Here is a 16512-nt window from a genome sequence, read left to right as displayed (position 1 = left end):
AAAATAAATCATGATGTGTCAAACCGATCCAAATACCCAACTACTCAATAAAAATCGCCTTCTGTTCATCCATCTTCCTAAAACAGGGGGATCGACTATGCACGAGATAATCAAAAATTATATCTTTCAAGGAGATAATGATTATTTGTCTGTTGGGAATCAAGAACAAGTTAAACAATTTCAGGGACTCAATTTTGAACAGGTATCACCCTACAAAGTTATTGCAGGTCATATTAATTTTACGATAGCTAAAAGTAAACTTGGTGAAAGCATTAGGCAATTCTTTACATTTACCATCTTGAGAAACCCAGTATCTCAAAGTATATCTTTGTATCAGTATATATTACAAACACCCAAACATAAGCAACACAGTAAAGTTAAAGAAATTAGCTTTGAAGAGTTTATTGATAGCAATTATTATACCCCAAATATCCAATGCAAATTAATTAGTAATCAGCATTCATGGAAGGCAAGTTTAGAAATTTTAAAAAATGACTTTGATTGTTTTGGTACCCTAGAAAATTTTGACAGGATCGTCGCAGAGGTTTGTCGGCACTTTGGCAAGACTGTACCTAGTTATGAAATACTCAACAAGAGCCACAAAATTGTACACCAACAGGCAATAAACTATAGCTTATTCGAGAAAATTCTTAGCAGGAACGAGCAAGATGTTAAGCTTTACACTATTGTTAAGGCTATAGAAGAAGAATCCCAGAGTAGATCGACCGATGCTAATTCCTTCCAAACAAAAGCTGACAGAGAACCTGTATTCAAGAAAAACTTAGAACTATCCAGATCTAGACTATTGGATTTTAAGCAGGATTTGGAGCATTATAAAACAGGATTGAGAGCGCTATAAAACCCGAATAAAACAAACAGATCGTAGATAGCCTGTAGTTGACAATACAGGAAGATTGGCTGTCGCACGCACTCATTGCACTCGTTCTAAATGTAACTCAGCTTGTTTGAGTTGCGATCGCAAATGCTCTAATTCTAGCTGCATCTGCTTTGCTGTATACTTCCAAGCCCTAGATTGGGCTTCTATCTGATTTTTCTCTTCCTGCACAAGTTCTAGTTTCGCCTGTGCCTGCTGGGCCATTTGCCTTCTGTGTTCTGATTCGGATTCTAGTTGCTGTTTCTCCAACTGAGAGGCTTGCAGTTGCGACTGCGATTGTATTAACTTTTCCTGAATTATCTCTAATTGCGTTGCTACTTCTTTTGCTTCAGATGTGAATGCTAAATGCTGAGCTTCGATTACAGCTAAATTATCTTGGGCGTACTGACTGTATTTGTTATAAATAATCTCCCTAGTCCGTACAAAATCAGCCCGGTTTTTGCTGGTTGTTGTCGTGCTATCATCTCTGCGTGTAAATTCGCAAGTGGTTTGATTGATATGGGCAATTTTAAAGCTGCGGGAGAGGCGAATCAGCAAATCCCAATCCTCGTGAGTGTTCAAATTAACGTCAAACAGCCCAGTTTCATCTAAACAGGATTTTTCGTGCATCAAGCACAGCATGGGAATGAAATTACCCACTAAAATTTTGTTGTAATCGAAATCCAAAGAGTAGGGAACGCTGCGGTTAATAGTCACGTATTGCCCGTTTTGCTTTTGTTGCTCTGCCATCACAGCATCGCTGTAAGCGACTTTATAATCACTGTTTTTCAAAAATTCTACTAAAGTTTGAATGTGGTTAGGATAGTACATATCGTCATCGTCTAGATAGGCGATGTATTCGCCGCGAGCAGCGCGAATTCCTGTATTTCGGGCGGCGGAACGTTCTTGATTTTGAGAGTGATTGAGATAAGTTATATTACTTTCACTGTTAAGTTTATCGAGTCTTGTTTGAATGTCAACTCCTCCATCATTAATCACAATAATCTGTAGATTTTCATGAGTTTGATTGAGAACGCTTTTTACTGCTATTTCTAGCATTTCTGGGCGATCTTTTGTAGGAATAATTACACTCACAAAAGGTGATTCAGCAATTCTTTGCACAACCGAATTGATTTGAGCATAACCACTGTATCGATTACGTACAATTTGCCTTGTTCGCTCAAAATCATCCCATCTTCTGCTGGTAGTTGTACTGCCATCAGTACGCCATGTAAACTCGCAAGTAGTTTTGTTAATATGAAATATCTTAAATTTCAAAGATATTCTAATCCACAAATCCCAATCTTCGTGAGTATCTAAAGTTTCATCGAACACCCCTACTTCCTCCAAACAATATTTTTCGTGCATGAGGCAGAGGATAGGAATGTAATTATTAACCATCAGTGAGTCTTGCTCAAAATCATAGGAATAGGGAACTGTTCGATTGGTAGTTACATATTTTCCACCTTGTTTTTCTTGCTCCGCTTTCGTGGCATCAGTGTAGGCCACCTTATATTGACTGTTCTCCAGAAAATCTACTAAAGTTTGAATGTGGTGGGGATAGTACAAATCGTCATCATCTAAATAGCCTATGTATTTGCCTGTAGCTATACGAAGGCCTGCGTTACGAGCAGCAGAACGCTCCCTGGGATAATCCTGTTTAACATAGGATATATTACCTCTATAATTGAGTCTATTTAATACTTCTTCGACATCTACTCCACCATCATTGATAACAATTATTTCCGTATTCTGGTAAGTTTGATCGAGAACACTTTGAATTGCAATTTCAAGCATCTCTGGTCTATCCTTTGTTGGAATAATGATAGATACTAACGGTTTTTGGGGTTGAGGTACGGAAAGTTTAGATGGTAAAAACTGCTTAATCTTGAGTTGATTTAATTCAGAGCTAGAAACTGCTACAGGGACGCTAGATACAGGTGTGACATCGCGTTGAATGATGCCATATTCATCCCATACACGATCGGTTTCTGGTTTTGCTACTCCCGATCCATGCTCCAAACCTTGTAAATTTACGTAGTATAATCCAAGAACTTCTGGCAACCGAGTAAAACTTTCAGTTTTGCCAATCCGCAGCCAAAACTCGTAATCTCCAGCACATACAAATTCTGATCGGAAATAGCCATATTTTTGATGCAGAGACTTCCTCCACATCGGTTGCGAACCTATGACACAGCGACGTTCGAGTTCGGTGTAGGAAAACTGCGGCCAGTTCCAGCGTTCCGCTGCTATGGTGGTAGCCCAGGTATCATTTGCAACGCGCGTAATCAACTGGTCAGCATAAACTAAAGCTGTTTTTGGGTGTTCCTCGAAGTAGTTCGCCATTACTTCCAAAGCTTCGGGGTGATGGCGATCGTCGGTGTTAGCGCTAGTAATGTATTGTCCGCGAGCAGTCTGGATGCCTAGATTCCAGGCAGCATAGAGCGTTAAGCGTTCTGATATACGTTTATAAACGATATTGGGATATTGCGCCTGATATTCCTGTACGATATCCGCCTCGTTTTGTTCAGAATTGCAGTCAATAACTATGATTTCAAGTTCGCCTTTTCTGTAAAGAGTTTGCTCTACTAAGTCTTGCAAACAACCGTCAATAAAGATTTCTGAGTTGTAGGTGGAAACTATAGCCGATACTTTGAAAGCAGCTTGAGCAGCCTGCGATTTTATTAAGTCGTCCCGGAAGCTAATATTTTGTTCAGGTCGCTGAACTGTAGCCCATATCCAATGATTTTGCGATTCTATGAAAATAACCTCAAAACCCTGCTCCGTTAACAATCCGGCGAGTTGTTGCTCCGTATAACCATTTCCAAAAAAATTGTATTGTGTTTCTGTATCTGCTTCTTCATCAAACTTGCCAGCAGCGGGATTGTCTTGATAATCGTGTACCTGGATTTTGAAATATCCAGCAGGCTTCAGCACTCTAAATATTTCGCGAAAATAGTTTTTAACCACAGATAGAGAACGAATGTGTTGAAACACAATCGTGGAATAGACAAAATCATAATTTTCACTGCTCAGAGCTTGCAGATCGCAGCCATTATTGACATACACCTCTCCATTCTGCTTGCCGTCAGCCAAATATTTTTTGGCAAACTGAATCATATTTTCTGCAATATCCACACCGTCCACTTGAGCGAACATCTGGCGCAAAGGCTTGATTATGCGCCCAACGCCACAGCCGATTTCTAAAATTTTCCACTCGGATTGGCTCGGAATGCCTTCTAGTATTTGTTTAACGGACGTATTTTGTGAATCCTCCCAAGCTGCAATCTTTTCTTGGAGGGTCATTTTGTCTATCTCTGGACTTGTGAAAACTCTACTGAACATTGCTTCATAAAGAGAGTTCACATTCCAAAATTCACGCTCTTTTGATAAAAAGGCTTGATTAACTGGTTGAGCCAAGTTATCAATTTTATGATGCTTTGTTAAATTTGGGTAATTTTCATTAAGAGACTTGTACTTTTGAAAAGCTTGTTCTCTTAGTTGGGAAGGGTAAAGATTACTATCATATATTTTGTAACATAAATGCAACAAATCTCCTAAAAACAAACTATCACCAATAGCCACATTCTTGTAAGTTTGCTGCTGAGGATGAATTCTCCAGTGCGAAAGTTTTTTATTAACAAAACCGATCTTATAGCTGGTCATAATCCTCAGCCACATTTCAATATCTAATGCTTGCGAAAAAGCTGAATCGAAGAAACCTAATTGATTAAAAACTTCCTTTTTAAGGAGTACAGTAGTTGGTTCTCCAATTCTTTTTATAGACCCATTTAAAATATCAATATCCGCTAAAAGATCCTGACCAGTCTGTACTGATTTTAAATTAGACCAATCTTTATGCAAATCTTGTGCATCTTGATAAATTTGCAGAATTTTTGAATCCTTTAAATTATCTTCACTTGCTAACAAAAGACCGCGTTTTGAGAACACTAAACCAATTGCTTCTTGCTGTTCAGCTAAGTTTACCATTTCTTCAATACAGTTTGGTTCAAGCAAATCATCTTGCAACAAAAATTTTATATATTTGCCCCGTGATTGAGAGATGCAAAAGTTCCAATTGTTAGCTATTCCATATCTTTCATGATGAATAAGGCGACATTCTATTCTAGATTCATTCTGGATCGTATCTTGAGTTATTTGGACTGTATTGTCATTTGAATTATCATCAGAGATTATTATTTCTATATTAGAGTAAGTCTGCAATAATGCACTCGACAGAGCTTCAGCAATATAGTCCTCTCCGTTGTAAGTAGGGATGCAAATACTAACGAGAGGAATACTATTCACAGGTTTTACCAAATTTGACTTTAGTTCCTTCAAACGCGAATTTGATTTTTCAAGATCGGCTTGAATTTGTGCTAATTTGGATATAGATTCTTGCTTATACATTTGCATTATTTGTACCTTGATTCTGTTCTAAGTTTTTTAGTGTTTTACGGATGCTGGATGAGTGAGTGATTGGCTTGTTCCAACAAAATTTTGAAATTGCTTGATTTCTATATTTCTGTAGGTTTAGCTATGTTAATTTTGCCAAATTATAATGACTGAGAATAAGCTTTAGTTTTAGAAATTGGCTTAACTGCAACTGTCCACCGCATCAATTGCTTCCACTCTTCTGAGTTGGTGAGTGCGTAGGTATCGAGTTGATGGTCTTTCTCAGAGTAGAATTTGGCAAAACTCTCTAGCCAGTTTATCAGTGTTTCTGTTTTGGAGAAAGGCGTACACTTCAAGGATTCCTGCAAGCAGTTTTGCATCTTGGTTGCATCCCCGTTTTGGTAGGCATACCACGCATCCCACACTAGAACCGTGTACGGCATCTGGCTCGGTTGGACATCTGTATCGCTAACGGCATATTGCTGGAAGTGCGATCGCTGCAATTCTGCCTGAACTTGATGGAGCTGAGATTGATAATGTTGTGATTCCTCTTGAACTTGATGGAGCTGAGATTGATAATGTTGTGATTCCTCTTGAACTTGATGGAGCTGAGACTGATACTGTTGTGATTCCTCTTGAACTTGATGGAGCTGAGACTGATACTGTTGTGATTCCTCTTGAACTTGACGGATCTGAGACTGATAATGTTGTGATTCCTCTTGAACTTGACGGATCTGAGACTGATAATGTTGTGATTCCTCTTGAACTTGATGGATCTGAGAGTGCGATCGTTTCAACTCTCTATCAAGTTGATGTGTTTTAGACTGCGACTGCTGCAATACGGCTTCTGTGTGATGCTGTTGAGTTTGGGAGTATTCTAATTCTGCCTGAACTTGGTGGAAATGAGAGTGCGCTCGTTTCAATTCCATCCTGCTACTGCGAAGTTTAGACTGCGAATGTTCTAATTGTGTCTGAACTTGTCCAATTTGAGTTTCCAATTGCTGAGATTTCAACTGAATATGCTCTACTTTGGAGTTTGACTGTGCTAATTCTGCTTGAGTTTGATGCAGTTGAAAACGAAATCGCTCTAATTCCAACTCACTATGATGAAGTAGACAATTCTTGTGTGCTAACTCTTCCCTATTCTGATGCAATTGTGATTGCGTTGCGACTGTTCCAATACGGCCTGAGTTTGATGCAGTTGTGATTGCGACTGTTCCAATACGGCCTGAGTTTGATGCAGTTGTGATTGCGACTGTTCCAACTCTGCCTGAGTTTGATGCAGTTGTGATTCTGACTGTTCCAACTCTGCCTGAGTTTGATGCAGTTGTGATTCTGACTGTTCCAACTCTGCCTGAGTTTGATGTAGTTGTAATTGTGACTGTTCTAATTCTGCCTGAGTTTGATGCAGTTGACCTTGATACTCTTGCAACAGTGTCTCAGCTTGTTGCATTTGATCTTGGAATTGTTCCAATACTGCCTGAGTTTGATGCAGTTGACTTTGATACTGCTGTAATTCCTCCTGAGTTTGATGCAGCAGATCCTTACGCTGTTCCAACTCCTCTCTAGTCTTGTGCAACTGAAACTTAGACAATTCTAATTCTTCTGGTGATGATATTGATATTACATTTTCATGCTCTTCTAAACCATCGCTTGGGGGGCTTTTTTCATAATAGGGAGCGCAAACTTTTACAACTTCATCTTGGGATATATTAAAATCTCTAAAAGCAATAATATTTCCGTAGCCGCCGTTCGGATAAAATATTGAATCTGGTTCTAAATTAGACGATTGCAATTCAAATATTCGGGCTTCTGTGTCCAGCGCATTGTCTATCATCATGCTGCAATTATATCCGCACTCCTTCAATGCTCTGATACACTCCATAGTAGCGCTTAAATACTTCGGCGACCAACCATATTGACCTTTTTCCCTAGAGTCGCCACCTCCATATTCAAACATAACTATGTTTGGAAGCCAAGCCTTAGGCAATTCCCCCAATTTAGTAATAACGGTAGATTCTGCACCTTCTATGTCTAGCTTTAAACAAGTTACTTTTTGAGCATTTATGTTGAGGAGTAATTTAGATAAAGTCAATGATTGTACTTCTAGCGTTTCTGTTGAAACACCAAACCAGTCCGGTTCAACAGAAGCATAATTACTATCCAATCCAGCAGCTTCATTTCCTAAATGAAGCGTTTTGGTGCCGTTAACATCTGACAGACAGGCTTCTATCAAAGTGATGCCGTCATATTGGCACAAAACCCGCACTCCCTCGACAGGGAGGGGTTCAACGGCGATAGTTTTAAATCCCAGCATGGAAAACATCTCGCAGTAAAATGCAAATGTTCCTACGCCAACATCAATACAAAGGCCTTCTCGCTTTTCGTCTACCAAGGGAAGAACATAGCTTAAAATTCTTTGACAACAAGCTTCAACGCGCATTCCCGATCCTCCTTGCTTATGATGATTCAGATTCAAATTACAGAAATTACTATCTGATAAATATTTTAGCTCAACCAGCCACGATTTGTAACGCTCTGTTATCCAGTTTATTTCTTGTTGTTCCAGGTAAACCCTCCAAACACCTATAGCTCCAGAACTATTTGAGATGTGGTTGTGGTGTAATAAAGTCTTTGAATCGTACAAAAGTTGATTTGAAGCATTAAATTGAGGAGTTAGACTGCTAACAGCCAAACTTAATATTACTTGTTTAGCATTCTCAACCGAGCATTCTTTCTGCACCCATTCTTTTGTATATTCACTGGCTTTCAACCCGAGAAATAAATCCACTTCCCTAATTGCTTTAGCTAGATATGTAACAACATTTTCATATCTTTGTATTAAAAGATTTGGTATGTCTTTGATTTTATGATATGCCTCTATTGCAGAGTCAAGACTTGTGATAAGGTCATGACCATCAATCTGCTCTTTTTTCTTCAGGCTGGCAGCTACGTCTCTAATATCTCTGTAAATGTAACAAAATTTTACACAGCCTTTTAAGCTCATCTCGACGGCTTTTGGGTAGAATTCATGGATTTTAATGACATGAAATAGATCGTCTTTACCCCACTCTAAGAATTGGTCTTGAAAATCCAATAGCTGATTTCCCTCGAAAAAACCTTCTCCTTTGCCTATATCTAATTTTTCTACAAGGCTGCGACAAATATTGTATTGAAGTGTCGATCCCGATCTAGTCATTCCGTTGCATATTACTAACATTTTTATTAAATAGGTATGCAGGTACACTACATGAATAAGTTGCCCTAGGACAAGCTACTCCCAAAATGATTTTTAAGAAGCATACCACAAATGATGGTAATTTTTGCCCGATCGCCCCCACTACACTCAAGCCGTCGCCTTTCCAAGCATATCAGACTTCAGACCTTTGAAGATGTTCCCGCAGGCACCAGTATAGATGGGCGAGCGCCCCGAAGGCTTAAGCCTTCGAGCTTAACAATAGATATTACCGCAAAAATTAATTAACCAAACAGATATTCTTGCTGTCCCATGGAGTCCCTTGCGAGTTATAGCAACCGCCTTGGCGCTTATGGCGTAAACTGAGAATCATCTTCTTTGTTGCGGAGCGATCGCACGTTATGCCCCAACCATACAGCTACGACCTACGTCAGAAAGTCATTCAAGCTATCCAACTAGATGGCTTAAAGATTATTGAAACAAGTATATAGTTCGACATCAGTCGCTCTCGCGTTGGGGCTATGGCTGAAGCAACAAGCCCAAACAGGCGGCTTTCAAGCCAGATCCCAACGATCCCCCCGGTAAGGGTCATAAAATTACCGATTGGGAAAAATTCCGCGAGGCAAGCCTCATGTCATGAGGAGAAAACCCAGGTGGAGATGTCGAAACTTTGGGATGGAGAAATTAGCTCGCGGACAATTTCAAGAGCCTTAAAGAAAATAGGTTTTACTTGAAACTCCCCTGATTTCAACTAACATTGAACAATGCTGGTCTTGGGCCAAAAGTCGAATTCGTAAACTCAAGAATCAGTTTAATCCTTTGCCAAATGTGATCGAGGTTGTCTTACGCCTTGCGTCCGGCGCCGACGAAAGCGGGTGCTATACAAATGACCAACAACGTCACTTGTTGCAAATTGTTACCCAAAACTCAGGTTATCAAGTTGTCACACACCTCTTGAAACATTCTGTCACATATATGACTTGCTCTTGGGTGATATTGAGTGCTGAAGGTAAATTCACCCCGAATGGCGATATACTCAAAGATATCGTATTTTGGGGTTGAGGTTCTGGTAAAACTCCTTGGTAGGCTGGTAGAGTGCTGAGGGGATTAAAGAAAGGTCTAGCATCAATACCTTTTTCCTTGAGCCGCTCGATCAGCTCTTGTTTTTTCACTCCCAACTTTTGATCCAGAATTGCTGTCACCATCCAGTAGGTATTTTTTACTCCCTCTGCCTCCTGGTTTAGATTTATACCAGAGAAACCGTCTAAAGATTCTGTGTACCAATCAAAAATCTGGCGCTTGCGATTAATCAACTCTTCAATCCGCTCAAGTTGAGCTAACCCCAAAGCTGCTTGCATACTGCTCATTTTGTACTTGTACGCCACTTCCGTATTCCAAAACATTTTACTGTGGGGATCTCTACCGTGATCTCGAAGAAAAAGGCAACGCTGATATATATCGTCGCTGTCTGTTACCAGCATTCCCCCTTCACCAGTCGTCAACGTTTTCGAGCCATGAAAGCTAAAGGTACTCACTTCACCAAAACTGCCAGCTTTGCTACCCTTATACTCAGAGCCGATCGCCTCTGCTGCATCCTCAATCACAGCAATACCATGTTTGTCAGCAATTTCCTGAATCGCATCCATATCTGGCATATTGCCATATAAATCAACGATGATGACTGCCTTAGTTTTCGGTGTAATCCGATCGGCAAAAGATTCAGCCGACAGACACCAAGACTTTTCATCAATATCTGCAAAAACAGGAGTCGCACCTACATAAGTAATAGGTGCAGAAGTGGCGATCCAAGTAATATCAGGAACAATCACCTCATCTCTAATTCCTACGCCAAGCGACAGTAATGCTAAATGTAAACCTGATGTACAAGAAGGTAAACTAATCGCATATTTACGTCCTACATAATTCGCAAAAGCTTTTTCTAACCGCTCATGGTAGATATTAGCATTGCTGTACCAAGCATTAGTGACAGCATCAGTAACATAGTCAATTTCTTTTTGAGTGATCCAAGGGCCAGCAACAGGAATAGGTTCCATTTTTAATCCTCCACACACTTAAGATAACCGTCAGGCGCAACAGTAATTAGCAACTTAGCTTCTATATCTTTGTCAACTTCAAAACGTTTATTGGTCTTAAGAAATTCCCAGACAGCGGTTTTAGGATTGTTGCCTTTTCCCCAAGGTCTATCTGGGAAAAAGTCTTCAGGCATATCCTCTACCACTGTATCGAAAACGACTAAGTAACTATTTTTAGTTACCAGTGGCGAGTAAAGTTCCAATTCTTTCAATACATGGTCATGAGTATGATTGGAGTCCAGCACTAGCAGTATTCGACTTTTGCCTTTTGCCCAATAATAAACCTGCTTTGCTATTTCTTCATCAATGGACGAACCCTCAATCATTGTAATGCGTTTAAACATCGGATGTTGTTCAATTTCCACCCGATTGTGCTGCCGAATGTCAACATCAATACCCAAAACTTGCCCTTCACCAATCAGCTCAAGTATTGAGGCATAAAATATCAGGGAACCTCCATGAGCAATTCCTGTTTCAACAATCAAATCCGGCTTAACCTGCCAAATAATTTCCTGCATAGCCATAATATCTTGAGGAAACTGAATGATTGGACGCCCCATCCAGCTAAAGTTGTAAGAGTATTTTTGTTTACAACTTTCAACAAACCACTGATTCGTTAGTTCTTGTAAATTGTCCTTGTTATTCATCGTATTCATCATTTTTTGACTCCTGGTTTAAAATTGTGCATTCATTACTTTACTTTCTTGGGAGTTCCTTAATAACTCTAGCTGGATTTCCTACAACAACACTATAGGAAGGAACATCTTCTATGACTACAGCACCAGCACCAACTATAGCTCCTTTACCAATCCTGATCCTTGGCAAAACAACTGCACCAGTACCAATCATCGAATAAGGTTCAACCTGGACGCAGCCAGCTAAAGTAGCGCCCGGACAGACATGAACACCATCATAAAGATAGCACTCATGGTCTACAATTGCACCTGTGTTGACAATGCAACCGCGACCAATTGTAGTTTCTACACAAAGTGTAGAATTTGCTAATATCTGAGAACCACTCCCAATTTTTACATTATCTGCTATGACGGCAGTTGGATGCTTAGCAATCAGTGCAATCAAACCGTAGGACTCTAAGTATTCTTGTATTTGAATTCTATCCTTACCCTTGTCTCCTCCGATAGCAACCAAGAAACCAACAGGGTTGTTGAGTTTTCTTTGTGTTATCCAAGCTTCCAACTCTTTTTTTCCGAAATATAGGGGAACATCATCAAATGGTGCTACCAAACTTTCATTATTGTCAAATAAAGAAACAAGTTTTATTCCAGATAATTTTAAACAATCTCTTAAAACTTTAGCTTGTCCACTAGCCCCCCAAAAAATCATTTCTTTAAGCATGGTAACTACTGATTGTCAGAAACCCAAAAATCATTGAAGAGTGGATGAGATTTATCCAGCGCTGAGACTACTAATACTTCGTTGAGCCATTCCACTCCAAAACTAGGATCGTTCCATCGTAAACCCTTGGCAGACTCAGGATGATAAAATTCAGCCATCTGATAGAAAACCTCAGTATCATCCATTAAAGTTTGAAACCCACTCGCCATGCCTTTAGGAACGTAAAGCATCTTACGGTTTTCAGCAGTTAGCTCAACTGCTACCCACTGCTTAAATGTAAACGAGTCTGGTCTGATGTCGATAACTACTTGATAAATAGCACCTCTTGTACACCTAATTAACTTCGCTTCTTGATAGGGCTTAGCCTGGTAGTGCATCCCCCGCAAAGTACCTTTTTTGAGGTTAAAAGAAATATTGCACTGCACTAGATTAGCATTCAAACCATGTTCTGCAAACTCCTTTTGACACCAACTTCGGGCAAAAAATCCCCTCTCATCCGCTATGGTTTCTACCTCAATAACATAAGCTCCCTTAAGCTTCGTTTCAGTAAACTTCACTCGATTACCTCCACTTGAGGAATCAACACCACAAACTTACCTCCCCACTCGCGGATATAATCCATCTGACTTACTATCTCATCCTTAATGTTCCAAGGTAAGATAGCCAAATAATCTGGCTTAGTCTCCCGAATTTGATCGGGATGATATATCGGAATCTGAGTTCCCGGCAAAAACAAACCCTGCTTATGCGGGCTTAAATCCACCGTATAATCAATCAAATCCGTGCGGATACCGCAATAATTCAGCAGTGTATTAGCCTTCGCCGGCGCCCCATAGCCCACAATTGATTTGCCCTGATTTTTGGCATCAATTAGGAAACTGAGCATTTGACGTTTAGTAGACTTAACCTGTTCGCCAAATCCTACATAAATTTCAAGTTTGTTGAGTCCTGCTTGAATTTCTTTTGCTTTCAATTCCGTGACGCTATCGCTAATTTTTCCATCGACCTCACTATGCCTCCCGTAAATCCGCAGAGAACCTCCGTGGGTTGGTATTTCCTCAACATCAAACAAAGTTAAACCGTGACTTGCAAAAACTTTCTCAACCGTCAACAGCGAAAAATAAGAGAAATGCTCATGGTAAATCGTGTCAAACAGATTGTTTTGAATTAGTTGCAATACATGAGGAAACTCCATTGTCAAGACACCGCTTGGTTTCAGGATAATTTTCATCCCCGCCACAAAATCGTTCAAGTCAGGCACATGAGCCAACACATTATTTCCCAGCAACAAATCTGCCTGTTTGCCTTCTGAAACCAACTCTTTAGCCGTTTCCACGCCAAAAAACTTGACTAAAGTTGGAATACCTTTTTCCTGGGCCACCTTCGCTACATTTGCAGCAGGTTCAATCCCCAATACAGGAATTCCTTGCTGCTTAAAGTATTGGAGTAAATAGCCATCATTGCTAGCGAGTTCAATTACCTGACTGGTTTCGTCAAATCCAAACCTCTCCACCATCAACTCTGTATATTTCCGAGCATGGCGCAGCCAAGAGTCTGAATAGGAAGAAAAGTAAGCATAGTCACTGAAAATACTATCCGGGGATTCAAACTCTTCTAACTGCACTAAAAAACAATTACCGCATACATAAGTATGAAGCGGATAGAATTTCTCTGCACAATTCAGATGAGCTTCAGATAAAAAAGCATTCGCCAGTGGCGACATCCCCAGATTTACAAAAGTATGCTCCAATGGGTTACTGCAAAAACGACATTGAGATGGCACAGAATTAACCCCTTTTTAAATTTGTGAGTTTTGAGTACCGTTCATCACAGGCTGATGAGACAGGGGTTTTCATCCATCAAAAAATTCTCATACCACTCAATGGTTTCTTTCAACCCTTCTTCTAGAGGATATTTAGATTCCCAGCCGAGCATTTTTCGAGCCTTGTCTGCCGAGAGATACTGATGTTTAATTTCATTCTTTGCCCGATTCAATACGACAGGCTCTAAATGACTTTTATTCATCAATTTTAAAACATTGTCTACCATGCCCCGCACAGAAATTTGCAACTCATTGCTGAAATTAAACGCCTCTCCCAAAACTTCTTTCCTGTCCATTTGTTCTGCCAAATGGAGATAAGCTAAAACCCCATCCTTCGCATAAAAATAGTCCCGAATAAAAGTGCCATCACTGCGGATGACTACTGGCTTGTCTCGTAATGCCGATCGAATTGTTGACGGAACAATTCGATTAAAATTCAAGTCTCCACCGCCGTAAAAGTTGCCGCAGCGAGTAATGCAAACAGGCAAACCATAACTGACGTAATAAGCGCGACTGATTAGATCGGCACAGCTTTTAGAAACATCATAAGGGTGTTCTCCTTGGAGCGAAGTTGTTTCGCTGTAAGGTAGCACTAGCTGGTCTCCATAGGCTTTATCGCTAGATGCTATGACAATTCGACTCACACCACCAACACGGCGACAAGCTTCTAGAATATTCCAAGTACCTTTAATATTCGTTTCAAAAGTAGCCAGTGGCTCTCTATTTGCAACTCCCACAATTGTCTGAGCTGCTAGGTGAAACACCGTGTCTATTTCGTACTCATTAATCGCTCGTTCTACGGTTGGCAAATCTTCTACACAACCGCGAACGATATTAATCTGCCGATACCACTCTCCAGCATACAGTCGGGATTGGGGTATCAAGTCACGGACTAATCCCGTTACCAAGGCTCCTCTTTCCAGCAACTCAGCTACTAACCAGTTACCCAAAAGACCTGTGCAACCTGTCACCAATACCGATCGATCACGCCAAAATTCACTCATTCCCACACCTTCCAAGGAGCCTCTCTATTATCCCACAGTTCATTCAAATACTTATATTCGCGGTAAGTATCCATCGCAAAAAAGAAACCTTCGTGGCGATACGCCATCAATTGTCCTTGGGCCGCTAACTGCTCTAGTGGCTCTCGCTCAAAAAAACAATCATCTCCGCTCAAAGCCTCAAATATGCTGCGGTGAAGTACCAAAAATCCGACACTAGCCCAGCCATCTATCTGAGGTTTTTCGGTGAATTCCAGAACTTTGCCTTGGTTATCCACATCTAAAATACCATATCGAGATGTCGGACGCACTGTACTAACAGTTGCCAGCTTACCATGAGCCTTATGAAAATCTAACAAGGCTCCAATATCGATATCAGCAACTCCATCACCGTATGTCACCATAAAGGTATCATCAGTAATGTATTTCTCAACACGTTTCACCCGCCCCCCAGTCATACTGTCAGGCCCTGTTTCCGCCAGTGTCACCTTAAAATCTTGCTCCTGGTGTTCTTCGTGATAGGTAATCTGATTTTGGCGACCTAGACAAATAGTAAAATCATTATTCATCGCTTCATAATTCAGGAAATACTCCTTAATCATGTTGCCTTTGTAGCCCAAACACACGATAAAATCGAGGAAGCCATAGTGGGCATAGGTCTTCATAATGTGCCAAATAATTGGCTTTCCGCCCACATCAACTAAGGGCTTAGGGCGAAATTCTGTTTCTTCTCGGAGACGAGTCCCCAAGCCGCCGGCTAGTATAACTACTTTCATTCTTTCACAGTCTTAAAATGGTACATAATTTTGATTTTTGAGTTGTTATGAGAGATAGAGAGTGCCACAAATTTTTTTACAGATTGTACCAGAATCTTGAGTAATCTTTTTCCAGATCGCCCGCACGAAACTCAAAACCACCGCCTTTCCAAGCATATCAGACTTCCGACCTCCGATAATGTTCCCGCACGCACCAGGTATTATAGACGGTCGATCGCCCCAAGCCCTAAGCCATCGACCTGAGCATAAATATTTCCCCCTGTGCTATTGACTCAAAGCCCAACTTGTGCATCATACTGAAGCGGTGGACTCGGCACACAAAAAACTAACTTAAACCCGATCGCCACACTTCACTCCGATCGCCGCTTAAAAATAATTTTCTCCTCAGCTTGCTTAAATTCTATATCAAACAAATCAAACACCACCTCTCTGCCCAAAAGTATTTCCTGGCAAAGATCTGTTTGCGCCCAAGCGACAGGCGCAGTAAAAATATGACCATCCAACTGTATTTCTATCTGTCGTAATAGATATTCAATGCTGCCACCAACTCCTTCAGCTTGATTGTTAATCTCTTCAGACCCTTTAGTATAACCCAAGTCTTCACCAAGTTTTTTCGTAATCAAACTAAGTTCTGCACCTGAATCAACCAAAATTTTTACTGTTACGGTATGCTGAAATTTCAATAACAACTGGTATTTAGGTTGCCAATCGTGAGATTTTAATGTTCTCATTCTGACTGGAAAAAATCTGACTGGTTCTACAAACTCACTTTCAAATATTCGTTCAATTACATAATCTAAACCAGACAAACTCGGATCGAGTGCATCTTTCATCTTTCGATAATCGCGATCGTGACTAATCACCCCTTTGTTAGTATAAGCTATCCACTCACCCCGATATTTTTTTAACTCCGGTCGATGAGCTTTATACCAATCATTGGCTGTAGGATACTCTGGTTGCATAATTAAATCACTTTCTTGTATTTTAGAAAATCATCTA

General features: G+C 40.3%; 12 protein-coding genes and 1 pseudogene. 2 read left to right on the top strand and 11 right to left on the bottom strand.

The features are described from left to right. The first annotated feature begins 10 nt into the window (after positions 1 to 10). A complete protein-coding gene (locus tag JGK36_RS10530; protein ID WP_293224496.1) occupies positions 11 to 859 on the top strand; it encodes a sulfotransferase family 2 domain-containing protein in 849 nt (282 codons plus the stop codon). A gap of 72 nt (positions 860 to 931) precedes the next feature. Here JGK36_RS10530 and JGK36_RS10525 read toward each other — a convergent pair whose 3' ends face one another. The 3 genes from JGK36_RS10525 to JGK36_RS10515 form a co-directional block, all read right to left on the bottom strand. Next, positions 932 to 5284 carry a glycosyltransferase gene (locus JGK36_RS10525; RefSeq protein ID WP_293178867.1) on the bottom strand — a complete coding sequence of 1451 codons (4353 nt, stop codon included), beginning with the start codon at positions 5282 to 5284 and terminating at the stop codon, positions 932 to 934. Positions 5285 to 5430: 146 nt separating this feature from the next. Beyond that, entirely contained in the window at positions 5431 to 6366 is a 936-nt protein-coding gene (locus JGK36_RS10520; RefSeq protein WP_293196801.1) for a hypothetical protein, read from the bottom strand. Between the two features lie 32 nt (positions 6367 to 6398). Beyond that, entirely contained in the window at positions 6399 to 8468 is a 2070-nt protein-coding gene (locus JGK36_RS10515; protein WP_367120249.1) for an FkbM family methyltransferase, read from the bottom strand. Positions 8469 to 8866: 398 nt separating this feature from the next. Between JGK36_RS10515 and JGK36_RS10510 the strand changes: the two are divergent. Next, positions 8867 to 9196 (top strand): annotated as a pseudogene (locus JGK36_RS10510) (IS630 family transposase); the annotation flags it as partial. A 204-nt stretch (positions 9197 to 9400) separates the two neighbouring features. Here JGK36_RS10510 and JGK36_RS10505 read toward each other — a convergent pair. The 8 genes from JGK36_RS10505 to JGK36_RS10470 form a co-directional block, all read right to left on the bottom strand. Continuing rightward, on the bottom strand, positions 9401 to 10519 hold the full coding sequence (locus JGK36_RS10505) for a DegT/DnrJ/EryC1/StrS aminotransferase family protein (protein WP_293178873.1): 1119 nt from the start codon (positions 10517 to 10519) through the stop codon (positions 9401 to 9403). A gap of 2 nt (positions 10520 to 10521) precedes the next feature. Further along, positions 10522 to 11217 carry a cephalosporin hydroxylase family protein gene (locus JGK36_RS10500; protein WP_293178876.1) on the bottom strand — a complete coding sequence of 232 codons (696 nt, stop codon included), beginning with the start codon at positions 11215 to 11217 and terminating at the stop codon, positions 10522 to 10524. 37 nt (positions 11218 to 11254) lie between these two features. Beyond that, positions 11255 to 11914, bottom strand: a complete 660-nt coding sequence (locus JGK36_RS10495) for an acetyltransferase (RefSeq protein WP_293178879.1) — start codon at positions 11912 to 11914, stop codon at positions 11255 to 11257. A gap of 5 nt (positions 11915 to 11919) precedes the next feature. Next, positions 11920 to 12471, bottom strand: a complete 552-nt coding sequence (gene rfbC / locus JGK36_RS10490; protein WP_293178882.1) for a dTDP-4-dehydrorhamnose 3,5-epimerase — start codon at positions 12469 to 12471, stop codon at positions 11920 to 11922. Then, entirely contained in the window at positions 12468 to 13697 is a 1230-nt protein-coding gene (locus tag JGK36_RS10485; protein ID WP_293178885.1) for a class I SAM-dependent methyltransferase, read from the bottom strand. The genes rfbC and JGK36_RS10485 overlap by 4 nt, the downstream gene beginning before the upstream one ends. Before the next feature lie 44 nt (positions 13698 to 13741). Then, a complete protein-coding gene (locus JGK36_RS10480; protein ID WP_293178888.1) occupies positions 13742 to 14740 on the bottom strand; it encodes a GDP-mannose 4,6-dehydratase in 999 nt (332 codons plus the stop codon). Next, positions 14737 to 15513, bottom strand: a complete 777-nt coding sequence (gene rfbF / locus JGK36_RS10475; protein ID WP_293178891.1) for a glucose-1-phosphate cytidylyltransferase — start codon at positions 15511 to 15513, stop codon at positions 14737 to 14739. Before rfbF ends, JGK36_RS10480 begins: the two co-directional genes overlap by 4 nt. A 350-nt stretch (positions 15514 to 15863) precedes the next feature. Then, a complete protein-coding gene (locus JGK36_RS10470; RefSeq protein WP_293178894.1) occupies positions 15864 to 16475 on the bottom strand; it encodes a DUF5678 domain-containing protein in 612 nt (203 codons plus the stop codon). Between the last annotated feature and the right edge of the window lie 37 nt (positions 16476 to 16512).

The sequence above is a fragment of the Microcoleus sp. PH2017_35_SFW_U_B genome (assembly GCF_020737865.1).
GTDB lineage: Bacteria > Cyanobacteriota > Cyanobacteriia > Cyanobacteriales > Microcoleaceae > Microcoleus.
The sequence above is the reverse complement of the archived record's forward strand: the minus strand, read 5'-3'. Positions and strand labels throughout refer to the sequence as shown.